General features: G+C 40.9%; 18 protein-coding genes and 1 pseudogene. 10 read left to right on the forward strand and 9 right to left on the reverse strand.

From position 1 onward, the window contains the following. The first annotated feature begins 87 nt into the window (after nucleotides 1–87). Nucleotides 88–327, forward strand: a complete 240-nt coding sequence (gene mazE, locus IQ276_RS10660; protein WP_193921685.1) for a type II toxin-antitoxin system MazE family antitoxin — start codon at nucleotides 88–90, stop codon at nucleotides 325–327. On the opposite strand, the gene dcm is transcribed toward mazE, so the two are convergent. From dcm to IQ276_RS10675, 3 genes are all read right to left on the reverse strand, one after another. Continuing rightward, nucleotides 258–1,556: a DNA (cytosine-5-)-methyltransferase gene (gene dcm / locus IQ276_RS10665; protein ID WP_193921687.1), complete on the reverse strand. Its 1,299-nt coding sequence runs from the start codon at nucleotides 1,554–1,556 to the stop codon at nucleotides 258–260. The genes mazE and dcm overlap by 70 nt on opposite strands. A gap of 61 nt (nucleotides 1,557–1,617) precedes the next feature. Continuing rightward, nucleotides 1,618–2,739, reverse strand: coding sequence for a restriction endonuclease (locus IQ276_RS10670; protein ID WP_228043396.1), 1,122 nt, complete (start codon nucleotides 2,737–2,739; stop codon nucleotides 1,618–1,620). Nucleotides 2,740–2,912: 173 nt separating this feature from the next. After that, the gene (locus IQ276_RS10675; protein WP_190878094.1) at nucleotides 2,913–3,197 is read right to left on the reverse strand and encodes a DUF2470 domain-containing protein; all 285 of its coding nucleotides are present in this window, start codon (nucleotides 3,195–3,197) and stop codon (nucleotides 2,913–2,915) included. 280 nt (nucleotides 3,198–3,477) lie between these two features. Between IQ276_RS10675 and IQ276_RS10680 the strand changes: the two genes are divergently transcribed. Then, a complete protein-coding gene (locus tag IQ276_RS10680) occupies nucleotides 3,478–4,227 on the forward strand; it encodes a metallophosphoesterase family protein (protein ID WP_193921689.1) in 750 nt (249 codons plus the stop codon). An 86-nt stretch (nucleotides 4,228–4,313) separates the two neighbouring features. On the opposite strand, the gene IQ276_RS10685 is transcribed toward IQ276_RS10680, so the two are convergent. Next, on the reverse strand, nucleotides 4,314–5,177 hold the full coding sequence (locus tag IQ276_RS10685; RefSeq protein ID WP_193924876.1) for a M48 family metallopeptidase: 864 nt from the start codon (nucleotides 5,175–5,177) through the stop codon (nucleotides 4,314–4,316). A 393-nt stretch (nucleotides 5,178–5,570) separates the two neighbouring features. Here IQ276_RS10685 and IQ276_RS10690 point away from each other — a divergent pair, with 393 nt between their 5' ends. Next, the gene (locus IQ276_RS10690) at nucleotides 5,571–6,104 is read left to right on the forward strand and encodes a DUF4330 domain-containing protein (protein ID WP_190878103.1); all 534 of its coding nucleotides are present in this window, start codon (nucleotides 5,571–5,573) and stop codon (nucleotides 6,102–6,104) included. Between the two features lie 233 nt (nucleotides 6,105–6,337). On the opposite strand, the gene IQ276_RS10695 is transcribed toward IQ276_RS10690, so the two are convergent. Beyond that, nucleotides 6,338–7,234 (reverse strand): alpha/beta fold hydrolase, encoded by an 897-nt coding sequence (locus IQ276_RS10695; protein WP_221704604.1) that lies wholly within the window; start codon nucleotides 7,232–7,234, stop codon nucleotides 6,338–6,340. A 492-nt stretch (nucleotides 7,235–7,726) separates the two neighbouring features. Between IQ276_RS10695 and IQ276_RS10700 the strand changes: the two genes are divergently transcribed. Beyond that, nucleotides 7,727–8,311 carry a hypothetical protein gene (locus IQ276_RS10700; RefSeq protein ID WP_193924556.1) on the forward strand — a complete coding sequence of 195 codons (585 nt, stop codon included), beginning with the start codon at nucleotides 7,727–7,729 and terminating at the stop codon, nucleotides 8,309–8,311. A gap of 242 nt (nucleotides 8,312–8,553) precedes the next feature. Then, complete coding sequence (locus tag IQ276_RS10705; RefSeq protein ID WP_193924558.1) at nucleotides 8,554–9,321, forward strand: armadillo-type fold-containing protein; 768 nt, start codon at nucleotides 8,554–8,556, stop codon at nucleotides 9,319–9,321. Nucleotides 9,322–9,356: 35 nt separating this feature from the next. On the opposite strand, the gene ftsE is transcribed toward IQ276_RS10705, so the two are convergent. Together ftsE and IQ276_RS10715 are read right to left on the reverse strand one after the other, a co-directional pair. Further along, complete coding sequence (gene ftsE, locus IQ276_RS10710; protein ID WP_190878111.1) at nucleotides 9,357–10,103, reverse strand: cell division ATP-binding protein FtsE; 747 nt, start codon at nucleotides 10,101–10,103, stop codon at nucleotides 9,357–9,359. A 315-nt stretch (nucleotides 10,104–10,418) separates the two neighbouring features. Continuing rightward, a complete protein-coding gene (locus IQ276_RS10715; RefSeq protein ID WP_190878113.1) occupies nucleotides 10,419–11,177 on the reverse strand; it encodes a WecB/TagA/CpsF family glycosyltransferase in 759 nt (252 codons plus the stop codon). A gap of 616 nt (nucleotides 11,178–11,793) precedes the next feature. Here IQ276_RS10715 and IQ276_RS10720 point away from each other — a divergent pair. From IQ276_RS10720 to IQ276_RS10730, 3 genes are all read left to right on the forward strand, one after another. Next, the gene (locus IQ276_RS10720; protein WP_193918387.1) at nucleotides 11,794–12,513 is read left to right on the forward strand and encodes a response regulator transcription factor; all 720 of its coding nucleotides are present in this window, start codon (nucleotides 11,794–11,796) and stop codon (nucleotides 12,511–12,513) included. Nucleotides 12,514–12,671: 158 nt separating this feature from the next. After that, on the forward strand, nucleotides 12,672–14,345 hold the full coding sequence (locus tag IQ276_RS10725) for a SpoIIE family protein phosphatase (RefSeq protein ID WP_193918384.1): 1,674 nt from the start codon (nucleotides 12,672–12,674) through the stop codon (nucleotides 14,343–14,345). Nucleotides 14,346–14,348: 3 nt separating this feature from the next. Next, a complete protein-coding gene (locus IQ276_RS10730; RefSeq protein WP_073641258.1) occupies nucleotides 14,349–14,774 on the forward strand; it encodes an ATP-binding protein in 426 nt (141 codons plus the stop codon). Between the two features lie 29 nt (nucleotides 14,775–14,803). On the opposite strand, the gene IQ276_RS10735 is transcribed toward IQ276_RS10730, so the two are convergent. After that, nucleotides 14,804–15,232, reverse strand: coding sequence for a nuclear transport factor 2 family protein (locus IQ276_RS10735; RefSeq protein ID WP_193918382.1), 429 nt, complete (start codon nucleotides 15,230–15,232; stop codon nucleotides 14,804–14,806). A 237-nt stretch (nucleotides 15,233–15,469) separates the two neighbouring features. Here IQ276_RS10735 and queG point away from each other — a divergent pair. Then, nucleotides 15,470–16,440: pseudogene (gene queG / locus IQ276_RS10740) on the forward strand (tRNA epoxyqueuosine(34) reductase QueG). Next, nucleotides 16,415–17,044 (forward strand): HAD-IA family hydrolase, encoded by a 630-nt coding sequence (locus tag IQ276_RS10745; RefSeq protein ID WP_228043169.1) that lies wholly within the window; start codon nucleotides 16,415–16,417, stop codon nucleotides 17,042–17,044. The pseudogene queG and the gene IQ276_RS10745 overlap by 26 nt, the downstream one beginning before the upstream one ends. 473 nt (nucleotides 17,045–17,517) lie before the next feature. On the opposite strand, the gene IQ276_RS10750 is transcribed toward IQ276_RS10745, so the two are convergent. Then, complete coding sequence (locus IQ276_RS10750) at nucleotides 17,518–17,892, reverse strand: hypothetical protein (RefSeq protein ID WP_193918377.1); 375 nt, start codon at nucleotides 17,890–17,892, stop codon at nucleotides 17,518–17,520. Nucleotides 17,893–17,930 lie beyond the last annotated feature (38 nt).

The following is a 17,930-nucleotide window of genomic DNA, read 5'->3' on the forward strand; positions in this document are numbered from 1 at the left end:
CTATTCAGATACTAAAGTATATGGGTTTGGCAATTTTTAGTATGATGATAAAATCATACTAAATAGTGATATCAAAAATTAGTATAGATGCTAAAAATCACAATTACCTTAGAAGAAGACATTCTGCAATTTGTAGATCAGTATGCACAGGGAAATCGTAGTGCATACATCAATACACTGCTAGCAGAACACCGCCGCCAAATTTTGGCAGCAGAAATGATTGCAGCCCTCAAGCAGGATGCTGAAAATCTAGAGTATCAAGCTGAAATTGCTACTTGGGATGGCGTTGTTGGAGATGGCATAAATATTTTTAATATCGCTTCCTGAGCCACAGCTTTAACTACATTAATACTCACAGAGTTTCCTAGTTGATAATAAGCCTTGTCATCATTAGTATGAAGCATAAAACTATCTGGAAAACCTTGCAGCCTTGCCGCTTCTCGCGGAGTTAATCGGCGTACTCTGTGATTGTGATAAACTCCCAATCTATTGGCATCACTAGCAACCAACGTTACCGAAATTTTATTTGGATCTACAAATTTATAAACTTCAAATGAAAAGTTACCAGATAGAGGTTTATATTTATCATTAATAAGTTTTAGATATTTTTTCTTAACCAGTGAATTCAAAATTCCTCCAAGATTGGGATGTTCAAAAAAACTAGCTATTTGTTCCTTAGTTAATAATTTACCATCTTGCTCTTGTCCAAATTCTTTATTCCGTCTTTTTAAAATGAAACGGTTCATCAGTTCAATTTCTTCGGCACTACACTCGCCACGCAATCCTAAATCCCACGAGTGAATAGAGTTTCCGCCCCGATAATCAATTAGTCTGACTCCGTGTAAGCGATTTAATTCATTATTAAATATTCGTTTTAAGGCATTAACAAACTCTGGCGAACAATCATACTTTTCATCTGGATTGTCTTCCAAAATATCGCCAACAGTCACAGATTTTTTTTGTGGATAAAACAAAGATAACTGCTGAGGGTTATATGAATGAGAATCTTTTGGTCCCACATCAGAAATCAATTCAAAAGTGGGAGAAGCATTTAAAATGCCTACCAAATATATACGGACACGATTTTGTGGTAAACCAAAGTTTGCACTGTTGAGTAAAAAGGCATCAAAGCTATAACCTCGTTTTTGAATTTCGTGCTTAATCGTTGCTAGAGTTCGCCCTTCGTCGTGACTATAAAGCCCCCGGACATTTTCAAAAATAAAAGCTTGTGGTTTATAGGTATCAAGTAATCTGATTATTTCAAAAAATAGTGTGCCTCGCGTATCGCCAAAGCCTTCTTTTTTGCCAGCATGAGAAAAAGACTGACAAGGAAACCCAGCTAATAAAAATTCATGTTCTGGTAGTTCATCAATTAATCGAATATCACCTAAAGGCGTTTGACCAAAGTTTTTTTCATAAACTAATCGAGCATCTGAATTAATTTCGCTACTGAAAACGCATTCACTTTCTATATTTAAAGAATCAGCCGCTTGTTCAAAAGCTAATCTAATTCCCCCTATTCCTGAAAATAAATCAACAAACCTAATTTTTGGCATAGATATTATGTTAGTTTTCTACAAAACTTTACCATATTGTATAGATTTATTTGTTTTGTTTTTACAAAACATATTCTCTTATAAAACTACAAAGTACATCAAGCTCTTTAAGAGAAAATGCCACTGTACAATGACTGTATGAACAAATTATTTTGAGAGCATTTTCTCTTTGGAAGTTACCAGCACCATCCAAAACATAACCTATTTTATATCCAAGTTTTTCAATTTGCTCAAAGCGAGATTTTGCTTGTCCTGCCTTACGTTCAATCACACTATTTGTGGTTACCTGAAAGCTGACTTCTATTGCTACATATTTATTTTCCTTGGAAACTACAATATCAAAATTTGTCGGGCGATTATTATCTTCAGTATGACTTATGCCTGGTAAATGACCATTTTGTTTAATACTAACGCTAGGAATATCCAGATTGTCTTCCAAATATTTTTTAACCAAAGTTTGAGTAATTTGCCCTAAAGTATTTGATTGAGATCCAGCAGTGATACGGCTAACCCATATATATCTTTGCTTAATAAACTTTTGCAATTTATCTGGTAAACCTATGTAGTTACCAATTTCACACTTTGCTAGTATTTCTGCTGTTTTTTCATCTATAGAACTACCACTAAACAACACTACGGCTATTATGTCTTTATGAAGTTCCGAAAGAAGTTGATTTACTAGTAGTTTTTTTCCACTAATGCCAAGTTTAGTATTATTGAGTTGACCTTGCACAGGCAAAACTCGAAATATATAGTTATAATTTTGTGTATTCCATAAATAATGTAAGCTGCCTGAAGGAAAGATTGAATTAAATTGACTGTTTAATCGTTGAAGCATTTCACCACCAAAGTCAGCCAGGACTAGTAAATGTTTTAGAAATAGATTTGCTGGCATATTTGAAGAATCAATAATTTGAAATAATCCTTCTAAACTTGAAACTTCAACGCTCAGAATGGCAATAAATTGGTCTTGAGTTTCAATGAGTTTTGGAATTATACTAAGCTCAGCTTCTTGTTTTGATAATTCTGAAGGCCAAAACATAGAGGCTAACTTACGCAGTTCCTCAACAGTTCTCTGATAATTTGAATTGAGCATAATAAGTATGTCATTGAATTGAGTAGCTGATACAAAGGCGCTAGCACTTATTTTCACAAAGCAATTAGTCAGGGATTGCTCACCCATCAGTACGATTGCTTGAGAAAACCAAGATTCTTATAACGTATTGCAATACGCTATCACACCCTAAATACAGCTGCTCGTTTATGCCAAATATAACTATTATTTGACACTTTTAGAAACTAGAGTTTTGAGAGTATCAATACATAAAACCAATTCGATTTTATCTGAAGCTATTTCTACTTTGCCTGCACCCGTGCTTGCTTCACCATTGCAATCAAAGTTTGATGAGCATCTTCTGAATCCGCTAAAACATGATCGAATTGAATACGAATTGGCACATCTTCCCCATTGACTTGCGCTGTTAAATCCATGCCTTGTGCATCAATTGACAGCATTTGCGCTGCTTTTGCATCTGCGACACCACCAAAAGCTTTAGCATAAAGAGCTACAGCATCAGCATGATCCTCATTCATGTGGTTGCAGATGCGTGAACTAATTTCAGTAGAAAAATCGTTAGACATTGTGAGATTGAAAGTCAGGTATACAGCAACGCCTTAAATTCTAGGCTAACAACTTAGATAAAATCTACTGGTTTTTAAATTGTCACAAAAATCATAGACTATACTATATAGCGATCGCCAATCAATCTTATCCCTAGCTGGGATAATAATTAAATTTAAATAAAACTTTAAATTAAAATAAAGCTTATCCAGTGTTTTTACCTGTCATTGCGGAAACCAGACAGCTTAAACTGTAGCAGAAGTATTAGCCAAAATTCCAAATTATTGCAGCCAAGAGACAATGAGCGAAACTAACCCCAGACGAATTGTAATTGGGGATGTACATGGTCACTATGAAGGTTTGATGACATTGTTGGAGGCGATCGCCCCCACATCAGACGATCAAGTTTATTTTTTGGGAGACTTAATCGATCGCGGACCTCATAGTGCACAAGTAGTTAATTTTGTCAAGCGAAATAACTACCCGTGTTTGCTGGGAAATCATGAGCAGATGTTATTGAGCATTCTCACTGATGAAAAGACTTCCTCCCCAAGGATGCAAGCATGGCTGTACAGCGGGGGGCAAGCGACCGTAGCCAGTTACCACGAGGCTCCAATTCCAGATGACCATTTAGATTGGTTCAGGGCTTTACCTACATATATTGACTTGGGCGATATTTGGTTAACTCATGCTGGTGTTGACCCTTCTAAGCCAGTGATAGAACAAACAGCCGATCAACTGTGCTGGATACGAGAAGAATTTCACAGCATTTCCAAGCCTTACTTTCCTGATAAGCAAATTATCATCGGTCACACCATTACCTTTACTTTACCAGGTGTTTCTCCTGGTCAACTGGCACAAGGACAGGGATGGCTAGGCATAGATACTGGTGCTTATCATCCCCGGAGTGGCTGGTTGACTGGACTAGATATTACAAATAATTTAGTATATCAAGTTAACATTTTTAGAAATTGTCTCCGTGCCCTGCCCTTAAAAGATGCAGCGATCGCAGTTGATCCGACCAAAATTAAAGTTGATCGACGTAATTAGAAATGAGGGGAGTGGGGAGTAGGGATTAGGGAAGAGTTTTCCCAGTCCCCACTCCCCAGTCCCCAGTCCCCAGTCCCCCCATGCCCTCAAGACCGCGCTAATGGGCGAATATTGGCTCTATAACTAGCAGTATCTAAACCATAGCTTCCATTACTGGGTTGGGACTCAATTGCACGTTTGAGGCCAGCAATGCGATCGCTGGTTCCGGGGTGCGTACTCAAAAATGTCGGGACAGAACCACCCTTTTTCAGCAGCTTTTGCATAAAAGAAACCATTGCAGACTGGGCATAACCAGCCCGTGTCAAAGTTCTTAATCCTCTTTTGTCGGCATCATATTCATCTTGACGACTGCGGGGACGATTCAAGGCAAGTTCTACACCAATATTTACGGCTGTGTTGCGATCTAAGCCAGTTGCAGTTGCTAAACCACTGGCGATCGCTTTTTGGCGCATCTGTTTAACCAAGTGTCTTCCGCCAATGTGACCAATTTCATGGGCCATAACACTTGCCAGTTCCGCTTCATTATCTGCGGTTTTCAGCAAACCTGTGTGGACATATACATAGCCTCCTAGCGTGGCAAAGGCATTAATGGCATCATCTTCAACTACTTGGAAAGTATAGGGAAGATTGGGGCGATCGCTATTAGCTGCTAAGCGCCGACCAATTTGTTCTACATAGCTATTAACTTCAGCATTCCGGTAAAGTTTGACTTGACTCCCCAATATTTCCTGATTAATCTGCTTGCCAATATCAGTTTCCTGGCGATCGGATATATTAGAAAGCTGAAGTACCTGAACTCCCTGCAATATCAGAGGCAAGAATTCTAAAGTTCTTCCAGGTAAGGCTGTACTCAGGCACAGACTCAAAGCAACTACCAGCGAAATTAGTGGATAAAACCAGCGGCGCCGCCACATCCGGTAATTTACAACAAAACCTTTCCAATTCAACATAATCTGCACTGAAGATAATTTCGGGAGAACGTAACATGACAAGACAAATTATGAGACGGATTTAGAGTATTCCAAGTTGCATTGTTAGCTCAAAACGAAAGGGGCTGTTATACAGCCAATACTTACGCAAATATACCGAAATTTAGATGGCTCACGATTCCTTCTAAAGATAGGCTTAAACATTAGATTTTACCTTTTAGGTACATCAGTTCTAATAGGCAAAAATTTGAGGGTTAGCTGCCACCGCTCGAAACTTACGAACTCGTGATAAACTGTCGCATAAACACAACCCCCAGTCGGTTTGAGTTATTAGCAAATAGGGAAAACAGCCGTTCCCATCGATAACCTTCTTGCTACAATCAATTACTTCGCTATTACCTTGGAAAATTTTTTATGGCTATTTTAGATTCAAAAGGTCGTTTGTTCGGCAAAATCAATCTCCTAGATTTAGGTGCTGCCCTGGTAACTCTATTAGTTATATTTGTCATCTTTTCTAGCATCTTGTCTAGCTTGGGTCTTGCCCAAATCGGTGAAAAAATAGCACCCATAGAGGTAGATTTAGTAGTCCGTGGTTTGAATGTACGTGACCCTGAACAATTATTCGATAACGGATTCAAAAAAGGTGGTAAAACTAATGTAATTATCCGGAATCAACCCTATGGGCAGATTGAGATTAAATCCATTCAACAGCTACCCAGAACAGTCAATGTTTTCCAACCTGATGGCACTGTTAAAGAATTGCCAGATCCAAAAAGCAATAATTTTAGTACAGATTTCCTTTTAACTTTAGATGGCAAAGCCAAAGTCACCGACAGTGGCCCAGTTCTTGGTAACAGTAAAGTCAAAATTGGGATGCCATTTGAGTTAGAAGGTTTTAATTACAACTTCAATGCGACTGTCATTGATGTCAGATTAAAAGATAAATAATATTTTTCAGAATTCAGAATCCAGAATTCAGAATTCAGAATCTAGAATCCAGAATTCAGACTTCAGAATCCAGAATCTAGAATCCAGAATCTAGAATCTAGAATTCAGAATTCTGAAGGCTTTGATATTCAAGCTTAAGCTAAAAAAATCAATAATTCATAGGGCGTTTCGTTTTCTAATTCAAGCTTGATTCTGAATTCTGAATTCTGAATTCTGAATTCTGAATTCTTAGATTAATTAAGCAAAGGCAAAAATCGCCGAATTAACCCAATTGTGACTGCTGGTAATTCCAACTGCGGTGTTAACCCCACATCTTCCAATTGTTGAAAAAACCGGATTGCTTGGGGATTGATTTCGGCGAGGCGGCGACCAATTGAAGGCCCTGTAAATTGCGATTTTTGTCCCCAGATTATGGCGGTGGGAGTGGTCAATTGTTGAATATAAAGGGATAAATCAAAGCACAAATCGCCACGTACAAAAGACAGTGCTGCATACTCAGCATTGGGCTGTTGGGCGGATTCTAGATAAGCATCTACAATTTCTTGGTAGACTCGATTAGACTGAGCAAATTGTCGTTGCTCTAAGAAGCCGCGAATACCTCCACTGGTAGCAACTCCAGTACTGTATAGCACGCGGTCAATAATAGGAACACTGACTAACTGAGCAAAAAAGCTGCGGGAGTAGTCTTCGCCAAAGTCAGAAAGTCCGGCGGGAGTAGTGAGAATTAAAGACTTAAATAAATCCGGATGAGCGATCGCTACTCTAATTGTAAATGCTGCGGTCAAAGAAGAAGCGATCGTTGTTACTGGCCCAGTACAAGTCTGTTGTAAAAATTCCCGAATCGTTGTCAAATAATCGTCAATTTTATAACTACGTGCTGGATGCTCCGATCTACCCCAGCCGATTAAATCTGGCGCAATAACCCGATATTCAGCAGCAAAAGCCGGATACACTTTCGACCACTCATAAGCAGAAGACCCACCACCAAAGCCGTGCAGAAACACCAAAGTTTCTCGGTCATCTTTGGCAGTTACATCGTTTTGCCAAGGCGATCCAGCAGCAGTATAATAAACAATTTTACCTAATGAGGTAATTACGGAGCGTTGTTCAAATCCTATGGGCTGAAACATAAATATTTTTCTTCACTCTAATGATTAACTAACACTGGTAACAGGAAGGACGCGGGGACGCGGTGACGCGGGGATACGGAAAAATTACTCTCCGCGTCTCTTACTTCCTGCGTCTCCTACAGAGCATCTTTATTTTTATTATCGGTGAACCAGCTACTTCAGGACTTCTGACCAGCGTCAGATTAAGTAGATGTAAAACTACTGAATTAGTTGTAAAGATTTGGTGTTTATTTTTTCATAGTCAACAATAAACTAACGTTGTAATTACTGTGCTTCAAGGATTCTAAGTGGTAGCGAGTATCACTATAGACATAAATACAGATGAGTTGTTTATGGTACTCTATGAAGAAACTGATAAATAATTTTGAGCGTCAAGAATAGTCAAAACGCTAATTTTAATAAGCTATTCATTCTAGTTCTACATCTAAAAAGAATAGCTTTTGATATATTACTAATCTAATTATTCTCTAGGTAATGGTAAGGCGGAATGTCATGGTAAAGCAGGCTACTCTTCAATCAAATAAAGCACCAAGGATTGAAGACCCTAAATTTGCGCTTGACAATTTTAATATACAAAACCAAATTACAGCTTCATCTCGCCGCGATCGCCTCGAGCCAGCCATTGACCTTGCTAAGCTGAGTATACCTACTTGTATTTGTTTAGACTTGGAAGAGTTGAAGTGTTTTGAAGTAGTAGAGCGCCAGTATGAACAATGGGGAGTCATTTTTCATAATTCTCTAGCAATACAGCCATCAAATCCAGCATTTCCAAGCCATTCAGGGCTGACAGTCTTAATGGGAGCGCCCAAAAGCGGATTTTTAGAAGCTACTTTCTTGCATCCTGTGAACTCAGTTAGTGCCTATGTCACTAGTTCCCAGCGACTGGTGCTTTCCGCTTACGATGGCGATCGCCAACTCCTTGGACAAACTGTACTACCAGGCGCTAATCTTGCCAATTCTGACTCCGCAATTTCCCCCAATACGTTATTATCTATAACTGGGAATAACATCTACAGCGTAACCTTCTGTGCTTTTGACGGTCAATTCATCCTTGACGACTTTCGTTTTTGTCTCTAAAACGGAAACGTTAAAAACTCAGTAGCAAAATTAAGCTTACTCGTCCGAGTCCGCGTATTCTTTTAGATAATCGCAACAATTCGCCGATAATATAATATTATTCATGGATCTCCCCAAGGGTAGAAACTAGGGTGCCATTTCTAATATCCTGGTATTTTTACCAATTCGGGATGCTTCCTGCTTTCTTCGTCTCTAATAAAACTTCTACAATAGGTAATTTCGTAATCAAGTAGGTAAACACTGTGGCACAGGCTTCGTCTTCTTGGCAGCAATTGATCAACCAGATCCCCAGCTGGTCGCTTCCAAAGTTCAAGATAGGAGGAAGCTCAAAACAACAAACTTTTAAACGCTTCTGTGGGCCTGGAGGCTTTCTTGGGTTCCTGACAATCGTCGTTGCTATGTTGTTGTGGAACTGGAAACTCCTATTAGCTCTGTTAATTGGCGTTGGAGTAATGGTATTAGTTTACTCAATGCAGGCGTGGGACTGGCAATTGCGCTGGTCTAAAATACGTGAGTTTTTAGATAGTTCAAACCGTCGGCTAGTTTTAGCAGTCCTCAGTGGTGGTGTTGCTACTGTCAGCACTTACATGGCGGCTGCAATTTGGGTTGACTCTCACAGCCAATGGATTGCTGCTGGTGCGATCGCCCAAGGCATGGCAACCCTACTAACTTTAATTTTATTGGTATGGCAACTTGTCAACTTTTATGGCAATCGAGAAGAAGACCACCTCGATCAGTTGTTAGTCAATTTAACAGAAAAAGATCCATTAAAGCGGTTAATTGCCCTGCGTCAACTCACTAAATTAATCGCCCGTAAGCGAGTTGATTCTTCAGTGCAGCAAGATGTAGTCGAATGCTTGCAACTCCTACTGAGTCGAGAGGAGGAAGTTGTGATTCGAGAAGCAGCTTTTAAGAGCTTGCAAGCCTGCGATCGCCTACAAGTACTACCACCCAAAACAGCCAAAACTTTCATCCCCATATCAGCAAAACTCAAACACCGCGTTTATTAGTCATTAGTCCTTGATCATTACCAAATGACAAATGACTATTTTCGAGACAGCCGTCCATTGCGAACTTGCACTACCGGATGATTGCACCGCCTGACCAATTGTTCATCGTGGGTGGTAACAATCACCGTAGCGCCAAAGGAATTTAGCTTCTGGAGAATTTGTATAACTTGCCAAGAATTATCTGGATCGAGATTTCCCGTTGGTTCATCGGCTAACAGCAGTGGTGGTGTGCTAACGATGGCTCTCGCAATACTCACCCGCTGTTGCTCTCCTCCAGACAGTTGATCTGGAAAGCAGTCAGCTTTACTCAGTAAACCTACCAACTTCAACGTTGGTTCTAAGCGGCGTTGAATTTCTTTACGGGTATACCCTTGAGCTTGGAGTACAAAAGTTACATTTTCTGCTACTGTCCGTTGGGTAATTAGTTTGTAGTCTTGAAATACAATGCCAATACGTCGGCGCAATAATGACAAGCGATCGCCCCTTAAACCCGCTACATTACATTCATCAACAATTACTTCTCCCTGTGTAGGTAACTCCTGTCCATACAGCAGTTTCAAAAGCGTTGATTTACCAGAACCGCTTGGTCCTGTGATAAACAGAAATTCCCCCTTTTTAACCTCAAGGTTCGCATTCAACAAGGCATGACAGCCATTAGCGTAGGTCTTGGTTACAGATTGCAATTGCACCTTTGCAGCAGTGTTGCTAATGTGCTGTTGAGTTTCACTGTTCTGTTGATCGACGGATTTCTCTGTCTTAACTTCAGTTGTTAATACTGGCATTCTTAAATTCTCCTCATACCCACAACCAAACACTTTGCCAACGTAGATTTGACATTCCCCCCAAAATCAGAATTCCCAGGTTTTGCCTGGGAATTTCAAATCCAACAGAGAAATTTAAAATTTGTTGAAGACTTCAGTATCGGCTAAGTATAGCAAGGGACTGGGGACTGGGGACTGGGGACTGGGGACTGGGGACTGGGGACTGGGGACTGGGGACTTGGGACTGGGGACTGGGGACTGGGGACTGGTTATTAATTCTTATCCCTCACTCCCTCACTCCCTCATCTTCCCTACTCCCCACTCCCCACTCCCCACTTAGCACTTAATTGGACTCCTTGCAGTCCAGCGATAAACAAAGGCTTTCATCGCAAACTCTGGCAAAGCTAACATCCGCCGCCAGCGCCAAGGTTCTTGATACAGCCGATATAGCCATTCCAAGTTGTTATTTCCTAACCAAGCGGGAGCGCGAGTTTTAGTTCCAGACCAAATATCAAAACTGCCACCGACGCCAATCCAAATTGCTTGGGGGCACAAATGGCGGTTTTGGGCAATCCATAATTCTTGACGTGGCACTCCTAAACCTACAAAAATCACTTGTGGCTGCAATTGGGCAAGTGTTTGTTGCAATTGTGCTTCTTCTTCAGGGGAGTGGTAACCTGAGTAAGTGCCTACCATATTCAAATCTGGAATTTGCTGCTGCCAGAACTCTGCTGCTTTTGCAGCTACTCCAGGCGCGGCACCATAGAAAAATATTTTTGCTCCTGTCTTGTGCTGTCCAAGTTCTTGCAAAAGCTTTTCTGCTAATTCAATTCCCGGAAAACGCTGCACTTTTTGCCATAACAGCCAGCGTAAATACAGAACAACCCCAGCTCCATCTGGAATAACTAGTTCAGCATTTTTAATGGTCTGAGCTAGGAATTTGTTACGCTCTGCCTGCATAGTCATTTCTGCATTGAGCGTTACCACATGAGTTCCTCTGCCTTGTTGCAAGCACTCTAACAACCAGCCTGGATAATTAGTCATCACATGAACTGGTATCCCCAACACTGAAAATGCTTCAGGCGATTTAGACATAGCCTATTTTTGATTGATTTTACACCACACTTCCTTGAATGTTAAGTTTATCAAATGTTTTTATCAAGGAAAAATTTAAGAGGAGCCACTCTGGTTTGTGTCATGAGGGTAGGGGTGAGGCATGGAAGCCACTTCCTACCCTATTGTACGCCCGTCTGCTATCTGAGACAGCAACAGTTGTAACAATAGAAAGCATAATTTAACCTCTTTCGCGGAATTCCCCACCCGTCTATACGGTGGGCAACAATCAATGATGCGTTTAAATATGACGCGTAAGCTAGCCTAAAAATTGTGTTTTCTCCCTCGATTTGAGCAATCTTTTGAGTAAGATTACTTGTTGACAATTGCTCCTTAACTTTAAATTGACGCCAATGGCAAGATGCCCACCCCAGAAGAAATAGTTGGATATTTTTTGATTTGCAAGTCCCTAAACCGCTCGTAGGAATCTGGACATCAAGTGCCCTTAATTGTCAGGACTGTGTTGCTTTTCGACGTAGGATTTGAGTTGCTCAAGTGTGACACCTCTATATTACAGATGTGTTTAATCTGGGTCTCTTAAGACTTTTTAGTAAACTCGACTTTACAGTTAAGGTAGTGTAACGGGCTGAAGTTGGCTATGAGTAAAATTCGTATCGCTCTGATTGAAGATCATGACCTGACTCGTGTGGGTATTCGGACAGCACTACTACAAAAGGATGAAATTGAAATTGTAGGGGAAGCTGCCAATGCCGCCGAGGGACTAAAAATGTTAAAACTGCTACAACCAGATATTGCCATAGTAGATATTGGTTTACCAGATAAGGATGGCATTGAGTTGACACGGGAGGTAAAATCTACTACTAATAGCGAAGAGTTAAGCACAAAGGTGTTAATTTTGACACTGCGGGATAATCGAGAAGCGGTATTGGCGGCTTTTGCCGCTGGGGCGGACTCTTACTGTATGAAGGATATTAAATTTGATAATTTGCTGGAAGCAGTGCGAGTCACTTACAATGGCAACGCCTGGATCGATCCGGCGATCGCTCGAATTGTATTACAACAAGCGCAACAAAATCCCCAAAAGTCCGAATCGGCTTTTGTAGATACCAAGACCGTTGCCCCTAATCCTGATTTTGCGGAGAATCTGGAAGGAATTGAACCCTACACCCTGACAGAAAGGGAGTTAGAAGTGTTACAGTTGATTGTCGAAGGTTGTAGCAATGCAGTAATTGCGGAAAGGCTTTACATCACTGTCGGAACTGTTAAAACTCACGTCCGCAATATTTTGAATAAGCTATGTGCCGATGACCGTACCCAAGCAGCAGTCCGCGCCTTGCGTTCTGGGTTAGTGGGATAAAAGTTAAATTCAGCTAACAGTCAGCAGTTATCAAGGTTTCAAACACTGATAACTGATAACTGTTGAAAATGATTAGGTCTAAATTTTCGTTGGTTGTCAGGTGGGATAAACATCATATTATCTCGCCACTAAACATAGTTGAAAAATTAAAGTCAAATATGGCTGAGACAGGGGTGGACAAACTCAAGCTCATGGTGGTAGACGATGAGCCGGATAACTTAGATTTACTCTACCGCACTTTTAGACGGGATTTTCAAGTATACAAAGCTAATCATGCTCTTGGTGCTTTGGAAATGTTGGAGAAAGTTGGCGAGATGGCTGTGATTATTTCTGACCAAAGAATGCCAGAAATGAGTGGGAGCGAATTTTTTAGTCGCACGGTGGAACGGTTTCCGGACACAATTCGGATTTTGTTGACTGGTTTTACTGATGTGGAAGATTTGGTAGATGCGATTAACTCTGGTCAAGTATTCAAGTACATCACCAAACCCTGGAATCCGGAGCGACTCAGAGCGCTAGTTGAGCAAGCCACGGATACATACCGCGTAGTCAAGAAACGCACCCAAGAGTTACGTCGGGCTTTACGGCGAGAATCTTTGTTTAATGCGGTAACAACGGCAATTCGAGAGTCTTTAGACTACGACAGTATGCTGGAAAAGACTGTAGCAACTATTGGACAAACATTTGAAGCTACCAGTTGCTTGCTTAGACCTGTAGAAGGCGATCGCCTAACATCAGACCTGTTCTCATACTACGATCCTCAATCCGATGTATTGGATTGTGCCTTCGACCCCAATGCTTTAATTGAAAAAGCCCTGCAAACCCGTCATTATCAACTTGCTCAAGAAATTTACGACGGTAACCCCTGTCATCATCTGGTTGTGCCACTTAGCTACCAGCAACATCTGGTGGCTGTGTTGGCTCTCCATCAATGGGGACGCGATCGCCCCTGGGAAGACGAAGACATCCAACTGATTGCAGGTGTAACTGAACAAGCAGCCTTAGCTCTCTCTCAAGCAAAACTCTACCAGCGCCTCCAGGAAAAACAACAGCAGATTCACAATGAGTTAGAGGTGGCTCGCCAAATTCAATATAATCTGCTACGCCAAAGTTTACCTGATATCAAAGGTGTGAAGGTACAAGCCTGCTGCTATCCGGCACGGGAAGTAGGAGGAGATTTTTTTGAAGTGTTTGTCCATCCCAAAGGCGATTTGTGGTTGGCTGTAGGTGATGTTTCTGGTAAGGGCGTTCCAGCTGCTTTATTTATGGCTAGTGTTATTTCCGTTTTGCGCCGGGAATTATCTCAAGAAGCGCCAGCCCAGCCAAATATCGTCATGCAGAACCTTAACCACGCTCTGAGTGAAGATTTGATTAGCAATAATTATTTCATCACTCTTGTGTTGGCCTGTTATACCCCTAGCACTAGGGAACTCGTTTACACTAATGCTGGTCATATTTATCCACTATTATGGTCACACAAAGCGGCATCAGCCGACAGTCCCAACTACCTCAAAGTCCGCAGCGTTCCTTTAGGGATATTGCCCAAATGGCAAGCACAGTCTTGTAGCTTGGTTCTCGATCCTGGAGACACATTACTACTAGCTAGTGATGGCATTACAGAAGCAATGGTATCAAATCACTCAAATGGTTCAGCAAAAGCCCTATCTGGCATTGAGCCAAGCGATCGCTCTATGCTAAACCAAGATGGTCTTTGGCAACTCTTACAACAAGAGCAAAAACCGCTTTCTCTGAACCATTTAGTAGCTCGCATCCAGGCAGATAACCACGTCCAAGAAGATGATCAAACTATACTCTCGCTGGAGATTTTGTAAGTAATGAAAAGTGAGCTTCATGTACCAAGTGATTTGAATTTTCTCAATATTGTCGAGAACTGGTTGCTGGGATGTTTGAAAATCCAGCTAGGTGACTCAGTGGATTGGTCGCGCCAATCGAGTCGTTTGAGATTAGCTTTGGTGGAAGCTTACTCAAATGCAGTACGCCACGCCCATAGGGATAAACCAAACTTGCCCATTCTACTACGTTTGGAACTCCAAGACCGAGATCTTGCCCTAGAAGTTTGGGACTACGGCGAAGGCTTTGATATGTCTACATACTATGCTCCCGACCCTGTTGAAAAACAAGAAGGTGGTTATGGTTGGCTGATTATGAATCGTCTTATGGATAAAGTAGACTACAAGTTGCAGATTAATGGCGCTAACTGTCTCAAGTTAGAAGCTACTTTACCCGAATTAGTCAAATGAGTAGGTCTTAAGCCATGATTAGTTACTTGCTATTTTTGAGGGCGTAAAGATAGTAACTCTTGAGGTGAGGCTAAAAGTTTGATTCTAGTATATAAAATTTGCCGTTGTTGGTTGAGGATAAATATCCACAAGACATTTACGCCGCACCAAGAAGTTTGTGCCTTGCCTGTGACTTGGACTTGGATGTTACCGTTTTCCAAAGTGTCGCTTATTCCTCTATTGGGGTAAGCTTTAATGTTTTGGGCTTCTTGTTTTAAGTAAGCTGCGATCGCATCACATCCAACAATATCAGATTCCAATGGTGGATGCATCACACCATCCTTGGCAAATAAGGCCGCAGTTTCCTCAAATTCTCCTGCATTTAATGTTTCAAAATACCGCAGTACCCTTGTTTCTGTAATTCCCTCAATCTTGAATTCTGATGAAGGCTGTACTGGGGATATTTCAGCAGATGTCATAAAATTACCTATATGTAGGTTAGCTAAATATTAATTTCATTACAAAAATCAGTAAAAAAAAAGCCGCTATTGAGATATATCTGATACATCTACAAATATTTCTCACGGTGGAAGTAGGGACGTTGCATTGCAATGTCCCTACTTCTGTGGGAATAGCAATAAATGTTAATCAACAAGAATAACTAGATGATGTATAATTTGTGTGCCTGTAGATAGGCAAAATCAAAATATAAAACAATGAATCAGTGTTCCGTAACCAGCAGCCTAGTGAAAGAAAAAGCCAGCGAGTTGGGCTTTCATAAAATTGGGATTGTTGCTGTAGACAGGGTAGATGTTACAGAAGCACAGAGGTTGAAAGCATGGCTAGCGCTGGGTTATCAAGCCGATATGGAATGGATGGGAAACCCAAAACGTCAGGATATTCGGTTAGTAATGCCAGAAGTGCGATCGCTTGTGTGTGTAGCACTGAATTACTACACACCACATCAACGTCCCCAAGGCAAAGAATACGGCAAAATTTCTCGTTATGGCTGGGGAAGGGATTATCACAAGGTGATGCATAAAAAACTCAAGCAGCTAACCACATGGCTAAAATCACTAGATGAAAGCGTGCAAGCCAATTATTATGCAGACACTGGACCGGTGCAAGATAAAGTCTGGGCACAACAAGCGGGAATTGGTTGGATTGCCAAAAATGGTAATGTAATTACACGCGAGTATGGTTCTTGGGTGTTTTTGGGAGAAGTGTTGACAAATTTGGAACTAGAAAGCGATCGCCCCCATACAGAACACTGCGGTAGGTGTACTCGTTGTCTTGAGGCTTGTCCTACCGGTGCAATTACTCAGCCTTTTGTCGTGGATGCTAATCGCTGCATTGCTTATCATACCATTGAAAATCGGGCAGAAGAATTGCCACAAACACTCACACCCCATTTGCAAGGCTGGGTTGCTGGTTGCGATATCTGCCAAGATGTTTGTCCTTGGAATCAACGTTTTGCCAAGACAACTGATATTGCAGAGTTTGCGCCTTATCCTGGGAATCTTGCTCCACAACTGCTAGAATTAGCGCAAATCTCAGATAGGGAGTGGGATGAACGATTTCCAGCATCTGCCTTGCGGCGGATTAAACCAGAAATGTTACGACGCAACGCTCGTGCTAATCTTGACGCATCCAGGCGAGAGATGACCCAAAAAGTAATTATTTTTGATTTTGATGGCACAATTGCCGATACAGTAGATGCCCTTGTTAGTATTGCTAATCGTCTAGCTGTAGACTTTGGTTATATCCAAATCACTCCAGACCAATTAGCTCTATTCAAAAACTTAACATCTAGGGAAATTATTAAGTATTCCGGAGTTTCACTGTTTAAAATACCTTTTCTAGTTAAAAAGGTTAAAGGAGAATTAAAAAGCAAAATCCCCGAATTAAAGCCCATTCCTGGAATTCAAGAAGCATTAATAGAACTCCAAGCTCAAGGCTATAAGCTGGGAATTATCACTTCTAATTCCAAAGAAAATGTGACGCAATTCCTCGAAATCAATGATTTAAATCACTTATTTGATTTTATATATTCAGGAATTACAATTTTTGGTAAAACAACGATTATTAATAATGTATTGAGGCAAAAACAACTCAAGCCTCAAGATGTAATTTATGTCGGAGATGAAACTAGAGATATAGAAGCTTCAAAAAAAGCAAATATTCAAGTAATTGCAGTGACTTGGGGCTTTAATTCACCAGAAGTACTAGCTAAGCAAAATCCAGATTATTTAATTCACCAACCTAGCGAATTACTGGAAGTTATGAAGTGAGAATTCAAAATTGAGAATTGAGAATTCAGAATTCAGTTATACCAATAGAAAGAACCCCACCGCCTGCGGCAACCCCCCTGTGTCCCCCCTTAGCAAGGCAGGGCTGTTTCATTCCCCAAAGAGCTTTAAAAATCAAGGGTTATAGCAATTAAAAATTAGTTATTTTGTTACCAGCGTGCCCAGAAAATGAACTATTTTACTGATATTTCAGTGTTTAAATGTTCATCTCATCGTCACCCTGACTTATAATTTTCTCGCTAACCATCTTGACAAATCCTGTTTGAAATGGAATGAAACAGCCCTGCCTTAGCAAGGGGGGTAGGAGGTTGGAAGGGGTGAAAATAATGTGCAACTTCACAGAGAATTAGCATTACTTACAGCAGTTTTCATGTATTTGAACCACATCTGTTGTAGGGGCACAGCATTGCTGTGCCCCTACCGCGTGGTCTATTTACCTGAAAATAGCTGTAAACTTATTTTTTCGGTTGACCTTTTTCTAAAGCTTTTTCTACTAAATCGTCGTTGACAGTAGTTACACCCTCGGTTTTGGAATTTCCAACTTCCTTTGCCAACTCTACATAATCATCAGGATTGCCACTTGACTGGGGTTGAGTTTTTATCTCTTTTGTCTGAGGGACTTTTTGTTTGGGAGCGGTTGCGGCTTCGGCTGCGGCTGCTCCTTCACCTGTGCGGTCAACTTCACTAACGCTGAATTGTTGTGCAGCTGCATAATCAGCTTCAAAATCTACCTTTGGTGCTTTTTCTTCACCACTAGCTATGTTTTCGGCAGCTAATTGAGCATCATGGGTGGGAGCTTCATTAACATTGGGTTTTACTTCATCTGGCATAATTAAAACCTTAGGTAAATTTTTATTGCTGGGGCAAT

It is taken from the genome of Desmonostoc muscorum LEGE 12446 (genome assembly GCF_015207005.2).
GTDB classification, from domain to species: Bacteria; Cyanobacteriota; Cyanobacteriia; order Cyanobacteriales; family Nostocaceae; genus Nostoc; species Nostoc muscorum.